7 protein-coding genes are annotated in these 6,930 nt (G+C 71.6%); 2 read left to right on the top strand and 5 right to left on the bottom strand.

Annotated features, from left to right (window positions below):
• The 5 genes from HMPREF1023_RS01165 to HMPREF1023_RS15580 form a co-directional block, all read right to left on the bottom strand.
• A partial coding sequence (locus HMPREF1023_RS01165) for a recombinase family protein (protein ID WP_009304295.1) occupies positions 1-1,172 on the bottom strand: 1,172 nt, incomplete at its 3' end.
• Positions 1,169-2,836 (bottom strand): recombinase family protein, encoded by a 1,668-nt coding sequence (locus HMPREF1023_RS01160; RefSeq protein WP_009304294.1) that lies wholly within the window; start codon positions 2,834-2,836, stop codon positions 1,169-1,171. The genes HMPREF1023_RS01165 and HMPREF1023_RS01160, both read right to left, overlap by 4 nt.
• Positions 2,811-3,272, bottom strand: coding sequence for a recombinase family protein (locus tag HMPREF1023_RS01155; RefSeq protein ID WP_009304293.1), 462 nt, complete (start codon positions 3,270-3,272; stop codon positions 2,811-2,813). The genes HMPREF1023_RS01160 and HMPREF1023_RS01155 overlap by 26 nt, the downstream gene beginning before the upstream one ends.
• A complete protein-coding gene (locus HMPREF1023_RS01150) occupies positions 3,269-4,900 on the bottom strand; it encodes a recombinase family protein (protein WP_009304292.1) in 1,632 nt (543 codons plus the stop codon). Before HMPREF1023_RS01150 ends, HMPREF1023_RS01155 begins: the two co-directional genes overlap by 4 nt.
• Before the next feature lie 125 nt (positions 4,901-5,025).
• Entirely contained in the window at positions 5,026-5,232 is a 207-nt protein-coding gene (locus tag HMPREF1023_RS15580; protein ID WP_035578237.1) for a DUF6870 family protein, read from the bottom strand.
• A gap of 186 nt (positions 5,233-5,418) precedes the next feature.
• Here HMPREF1023_RS15580 and HMPREF1023_RS01140 point away from each other — a divergent pair, with 186 nt between their 5' ends.
• Together HMPREF1023_RS01140 and HMPREF1023_RS15575 are read left to right on the top strand one after the other, a co-directional pair.
• Entirely contained in the window at positions 5,419-6,432 is a 1,014-nt protein-coding gene (locus HMPREF1023_RS01140; RefSeq protein ID WP_009304291.1) for a helix-turn-helix domain-containing protein, read from the top strand.
• Positions 6,433-6,477: 45 nt separating this feature from the next.
• Positions 6,478-6,930: hypothetical protein (locus tag HMPREF1023_RS15575; protein ID WP_009304290.1), on the top strand; the 453-nt coding region annotated here is incomplete at its 3' end.

Raw genomic sequence — 6,930 nt, 5'->3', positions numbered from 1 at the left:
CTCTCTGGCGCCGCCTCGGCGGCGGCGATCGCGTCCGACAGTCCGAGCGCCAGGTCGGCGTGCGCGCGGAGCACGCACCCGACGGCGTCGGAAAGGTCCGCGAGCGAGATGGAGGGCGGCTCCGTGAAGCACCCGCAGTAGGCCGTGTAGCGCTCGACGGGAGCCTGCCTCTCGCTCCTGAAGGACACCGCCGCCCCGCAGTGGGGGCAGAAGACGAGCCCTGAGAACAGGTGGCCGAGAGGCTCCCTCCTCCCGCCGCAGCGCGTGTCGCGCATGGACGCCTGCGCGCGCTCCCACGTGCCGGCGTCCACGACCGCCTCGTGGGCGCCTTCGAAGACCCGGCGCTCCGACGGGTCCGTCGGGCGGGACGCCCCGAGGCCCATCTCGACCCTCTTGCTCTTGCCGAGGACGAGGGTCCCCTTGTAGTGGGGGTTGCGCACCACGGTCTTCACCATCGTGCCCGTCCACCGCTGGTTCGGCTTGGGCGCGAGCTTGCCTCCCGGGTTCCTGAGGGCCCTGAGGTTGTGCGGGGTGACGGCGCCCTCCTCGTTGAGTGCGGCGGCGATCGCCCCCTGGTCGAGCCCCTCGCACGCGAGCTCGAATATCCTCCGGACCACCGCCGCGCCCTCCTCGTCGACCTCGCAGGCCCGCTCGCCCCTCCCCTTGCGGTAGCCGAACGGGACCGTGTTGAGGTTCGTCCCGCCCGCGCGCTCGCTCTCTATGGACTGGGTCACCTTGTGAGAAAGGTCCCTGGAGTACCACGAGTTCATGATCGTCCGGAAGCCGAGCTCGGTGCTGGCGGCGGGGCTCTTGCCGTCGCGCTTGGAGTCGTAGTTGTCCGTGACCGCGATGACGCGGACCCCGAGCGACGGCAGCTCGTCCTCGACGAGGCCCACGCAGTAGAGGCCGTCGCGGCTGAGCCTCGAGAGGTCCTTCACCACGACCGTGCTGATCCGCCCCTCCCGGCACATGGCCAGCATCCTCTGGAGGGCGGGGCGGTTCTCGGCGTGGGTGCCGCTGATGCCGTCGTCCACGAAGAACAGGTGGCCCTCGCCCGCGAGGTCGTCGCGCGAGGCGATGAAGTCCGCGAGGAGCAGCCTCTGGTTCGCTATGGAGTCGGACTCGCCCCCGGTGCCGTCGGCGACGGAGAGCCTGCAGTAGAGCGCGATCATGACAGGGCCTCCCGTATCGTCTCGGCCTTTCGGTAGGCGTCGGTGAACCGCAGGCGCACCGAGAGGGAGCCGTCGCCCTCGAGGGTTACCGACTCGATGGCGGCGTCCGCGAGCTCCTTGCTGAAGCTGCCGAGGAGGCGCCCCGCCTCGCCGAGGACGGCCCCGGCCCCTCCCTCGGAGAGGGACGCGAGCAGTCCGCGGCGCGCCTCCGCCTCTGCCCGATGCGCCCTCGCTGCCTCGAGCCTCGACCAGAGGAGCCGCTCGATGCGCCGGTAGTCGGCCGAGGAGACCTCGCCGCGCGAGTGCTCGGCCTTGAGTTGGACGGCCTTCTCCTCGATCTCGCCGACCTCGGCGTCCGTCTCCGCCAGGGACGCGGCCGCCTCGGCGAGCCGCCGCGCGAGCGTGCCGTCGGCGGCCCTCGAGGCGACGAGCTCGTCCAGCGCGACGCGCTGCTCGACCTGGCTGCGGATGACGTCCATGCACACGGTCTCCACCAGCGGCACGGCGACGCGGTGCCTGCCGCCGCCCTCGCCGGCGTCGTTCCTGCCGCACATGTACTCGGCGCCCCAGAACACGCCGTCCTCGACCCAGCGGCAGATGTGCATGGAGGCTCCGCAGACGCCGCAGCGCACCTTCCCGGCGAGCCGGTCGGGGTGCAGCTCCCTGATCCTTTCTGTTGCGGCGAGGGCCTCCCTGCGCCTCGCGACCCTCTCCTCGTGCTCGCGCTGCAGCCTGTCGAAGTCGCCGGGGTCGACCAGGGGCTCGTGCGCCCCCTCCACGAGGAGCCACTCCTCGGGGGAGTTCTTCTCGTGCGGTAAGCCGAGGTAGAGCTTCTGGGTCCACTTGCCCATGGCCACCCGCCCCGCGTAGACGGGGTTGGCGAGCATCCGGTTGACGTTGCGGGCGTGCCAGCGCCTGGAGTCCCTGCTCGTCGCCTGCTTGCCCGCGCGGTCGTACTTCGCCCTCCCCGCGGTCGGCGCGCCAGCCTCCTCGAGGCGCCGCGCGATCTCGGCGTTGGGCGCGCCGGCGAGCTTCATGCGGAACATCTCGCGCACGTGGGGCGCGGTCTCGGGGTCGGGGACCAGGTGGTGCGCGTCGGCGGGGTCGCGAAGGTACCCGTACGGGACGTTCCCGAGGACGATGGGGCCCCTCCGGCGCGCCGCCTCGAAGGTGGCGTGGATCTTCCTGCTGAGGTCGCGGCTGTACAGGGAGTTCAGGAGGCTCTTGACGTCCATCCCGAACCCGTCGGGGGACGCGCCGTCCTTGCTGTCCACCCCGTCCGCCACGAGGATGAGCCGGGCGCCGAGCGCGGGCAGGGTCTCCCTGATGAAGGTCTGGCACTCGACGTAGTCGCGCCCGAGGCGGCTGGCGTCCTTGGCCGCCACGCCGTCGATCCTGCCGGCACGGAGGTCGCCGACCATGCGCTGGAACGCCTCCCGGTCCTGGTTGGTGCCCGTCGCCCCGTCGTCGACGTAGTACCCGGCCACCACGGCGTCCGGCAGCCTCCCGATGTGGTCGGCGACGATGCGTTTCTGGTTCTCGATGCTGCTTCCGTCGTCGCCGTAGCTCTTGCTGGTGCGTGCGTAGACGCCCATCCGGCACACCTTCGCCCTCGCCGCGGGCGCGGTCGCCGGGGCGTCAGTCCTCCTGCTCTTGCGCGCCATCCTCGGACCTCCTCTCCGCCCGTCTCTCGGTCCTCGACATCCCGCGCAAGTGGAACGCGTACGCCCTCCCGCCCGAGGCCTCCGTGTCCCAGCCCTCCGCCACGTCGACGACGCGGAAGCCCGCCGGCGCGAGGAAGCGCCCGACCAGGAAGAAGGCGGCCCGCTCCGAGGGGCCCAGCCGGTTGCCCCCGCACACGACGAGGCAGTCGAACCTCCGGTTGACGGCGTCCTCGACGAGGCGCCGGTAGTCGCCCGCCTCGCCGTTCGCGTAGCGGTTGCGATAGGTCGCCGCGCGCCTGAGCGTCGGGTCGGCGTCTATCGCCTCCCGGCACCTCCTGGACTGCTCCGCGAGCGGGACGTCGGGGCGCGTCAGCGGCGCCCAGTTCGACGCGCTCGCGTAGATGGCCGCTCTGAGCGCCCTGCCCTCCGCCCTCATCGGGATTCCCCCTCCGCGAACGCGACGCCCGCGCGCTCCATCACGTCCTGGACGCGGAAGCGGACCTCGACCGACTTGTCCTCGTGGATGTCGACGCGCTCGACGAGCTCGACAACCTTGCGCCTGGTGAGCTCGCCGATGCTCCCGCTCGCCGCGAACCGCTCCAGGGCGGCCTCTGCCTCCGTCACGAGGTCCGCGACCCGCTCCCGCTCCGCCTCGAGCTCGAGCACCGCCGAGCGCGCCTCCTCGATCCTCGAGGCGTAGGCGGAGGCGAACAGGCCGTACTCCTCCTTGGTGATGACCCCGGCCTCGAGGTCGTCGACGAGGCCGTGGCGGAAGTGAAGCGCCCGCTCCTGCCTCCTGCGCGCGTCGTCTATGCGGCGGTCGACGTCGGCCGTGCGCTCGCGCACGAGCTCGTCCCTGTGGGACGCCACGAATCGCGAGGTGTCGACACTCACGTCGACCAGGGCCTGGGCGGCCTCCGCGACGATCGCGCGGAGGCGCGCCTCGTTGAACAGGTGAGAGCTGCAGCGGCGCGCGTCTCGCTTGTTGGTCGAGCAGGTGAGGTAGCGGTTGCCGTTGCGGCCCGTCCGGATGAGCATCTGCTGCCCGCATTCGGCGCAGTACGCGATGCCGCTGAACAGGGCGACGACACGCGACCCGGGGGCGGTCCGCGTGTCCCTCGCCATGAGATCCTGGACCAGCTCGAACTCGTGGAGGCTCACGATCGCCTCGTGCGCCCCCTCCTTGCGGAACCACTCCTCGGGGGCGTGCGGGAGTGTCTTCCTGCTGCGGAAGCTGGGGGTGTAGGTCCTCCCCTGGACCATCGTGCCCGCGTACACCTCGTTGGAGAGTATCCGCGCCACGGTGACCGGGCGCCACCGAGGGCCGTCGGCGCCGGCGAAGGGCATCGCGAGGCTCACCCCGCGCTCCCGCTTGTACGCGCCCGGACACGGCTCGCCCAGGCGGTTGAGCTCGTCGGCGATTGCCTGGGGCGACATCCCGTCGAGCTTCATGGCGAATATCCTCCTGACGTTGGAGGCCGCCGGCCCGTCTACGACCAGGCGCCCGCGCCTCTCGGGGTCGTCGGCGTAACCGTACGGCGCGAAGGCACACGCCCTCTCGCCGCGCTGCATCTTCGCGTGGAGGCCCGCGCGGGTCTTGACGGAGGTGTCGCGGCTGACGTTCTCGTTGAGCATCCCGCGGAAGGCGAGCATGATGCTCGAGGTGTAGGGGTCGCTCGAGGCGGAGTCGTAGCCCTCCGAGATCATGATGACGCGCACGCCCCTGCCGCCGTTCATCCTTGGGAACTCCTTCTCCAGGAGCAGCCCGCTCTCGATGGAGTTGCGCCCGAACCGGCTCGAGTCCTTGACGACGAAGCCCTCGATGACGCCGGACTCGAGGTCCGACATGAGCGCCCTCCACCCCTCGCGGTCGTAGGTGGTGCCCGAGACCCCGTCGTCGGCGTACTCGCGGACTATCCTCAGGTCCTCGGGGCTCCTCTCGCAGTACTGCCGGATTATCTGCTGCTGGTTGACGATGCTCCCGGACACGCCGTCCGAGTCGTCACCGCGCGACAGGCGCGCGTAGCTGCCCAGGCGGACAGCCCTTCCCTTGGTTCTTGGCATGAAAAAATCGGCCCTCCTCTGACGGCGCGCGACCAGGCGCGCCCGGAGAGCCGACCAAAAACCGTCGTCCAGTTTTTTCCTCGACGAGATTCTAGCACAGCCCGGGCGCGCAGTGGCCCGGCGCCTCACTCGGTCCCCAGCCCCAGGACTCGGGCGACCGCGTCCTCTATGGGGATCTGCCCCGCGAAGCTGATGCGGACCCTCACGCCGTGGCTCTCGAACTCGTAGGGGCTCCCCACCTGCTCGACGAAGCTGGCGGCGCGCTCCTCCGCGGACAGGCCGGCGGGGATGACGACGTCCGCCAGGTCCCTCGTCCCGCTCGTCTCGCCCATGCCCACGCACCTCCTCTCCCATTCCGGGGCCCTCCTCGGCCCCGGCCCTCGCCCCGGGGGTCGCGGCGGCGGCCGCGTTTTCGAAAGCTGCGGGCACTCGCCGCCCGGCGGCGGCCTCGAAAAGGGGCGCCGCGCGACGACCCCTGGGACGCGCGGGAGCGCGGCGGAGCGGGAGAAGGAGGCCCCATGCCAGAGAGGGAGAGCGGGGCGGCGCCGAGGGTGCCGCCCGAGAGCTTCTACTGCATCTTCGAGTTCATGAGCAGCCGGGACGGCCTCGCCCTGAAGGGGGTCGAGCTGGCGGTCTACGCACTCGTGTACTCCTACAGCCAGGGGAAGGGCGGCTGCTACTACGGCAGCAACGCGATGACGGCCCACCGCGCCGGCTGCTCGGAGCGGCACGCGATCGACGTCGTGCACGCGCTCGAGAGGAGGGGACTCATCGACTGCGTCGGCGAGCGCAGGTGGCGCGGGAGGACGACGAACATGTACGTCGCCGTGCCGGGGCCGGTCGCGGAGGCGATAGCCCGCTGCGGGGGCGCGGCGACCCCTGAAGCCGCCTCACCCCGCGCAGGGGGCTCCCCTGAAGCCGCCTCACCCTCACCCCTGAAGAGATCTCAGGGGTGCCCTGAGCGCGCCTCACCCAATAGAAAAGGGTTAGATACGCATACCAAAGGCGGGGACGCCCCGACCGGACGCGGCGAGGGGATCGAGGGGGCATTCCACGAGGTCCTCCGCTGTTACCCGTACACGCGCGACCGCGCCGAGGCGCTCGCCCTCTACAGGCCCCTCTACGAGGAGGGCGTGAGGGCCCCGGACATCGCGCGGTCGCTCAGGGACTGGGAGGGCCTGCACCCCGCCAGGGAGGGGAAGGGGCGCTTCTACCCCGAGCTCGCGAGCTTCCTCGACCCGAACAACCCGGAGGGCTACCGGGCCCTCGCCGCCAGGGCGAGGGCCGCCGCGGCGCGGGAGCGCGCAAAGCGGGTGAAGGAGCTCACGCGCGACGCCCGCCCCGAGGACGTGTACGCCCGATACGCGCTCGACGGGCTCGACGCGAGGGCGTCCGAGCTCTACCAGGACCACCTCCGCTCGGAGGACCGCCGGGGCGAGCTCTGGGACCGCTGGTTCGCGTACATGTTCCTCAAGCGGGACGTCGACGCCCGGGAGCACTGGCTCGAGGTCCAGGACGCCGGCAAAAGGTAGCCCCCACGGGGACAGCTGGCAGGAGACGGAAGGGAGAGACCGGGCATGGCTGACGACTTCGGCGACGACGCCGGCGACAAGCTGCTGGAATGGAGCATACGGATCATGATCGAGCGGGGGCGCCTGCACGCGCGGGAGAGCTCGGCTGGACTCGCCCGCGCGCTGCGGGACGCCCAGGAGAGGGTCGCGCCCGGCGGCGGCGCCCCGCAGGGCGAGGAGCGGAACGGGTGGGCTAAGCTCGACGTCCGCGACCTCGCGAGCGTCGAGGGATGGGAGGACGTGCGCGCAGCCATCGACGCCGAGCTCGACGCGCGCGGCATCGCGCACGAGTGGTTCGAGGACGGACGCACCGGGGAGCGGCGGCTCCTGTTCCGCACGGACGACGCGCGGGGGCTCGCGGACTCCCTCGGCAGCCTCGCCGATAAGGTGGAGGCGGCCCACGAGCAGGCGGCCAGGGCCGTCGGTCGCGCCCGCGAGACGGAGGAGGCGGAGCGGGAC

The sequence above is a fragment of the Eggerthella sp. 1_3_56FAA genome (assembly GCF_000185625.1).
Classification (GTDB): domain Bacteria; phylum Actinomycetota; class Coriobacteriia; order Coriobacteriales; family Eggerthellaceae; genus Eggerthella; species Eggerthella lenta.
This window is presented reverse-complemented; position numbering and strand designations above follow the sequence as displayed.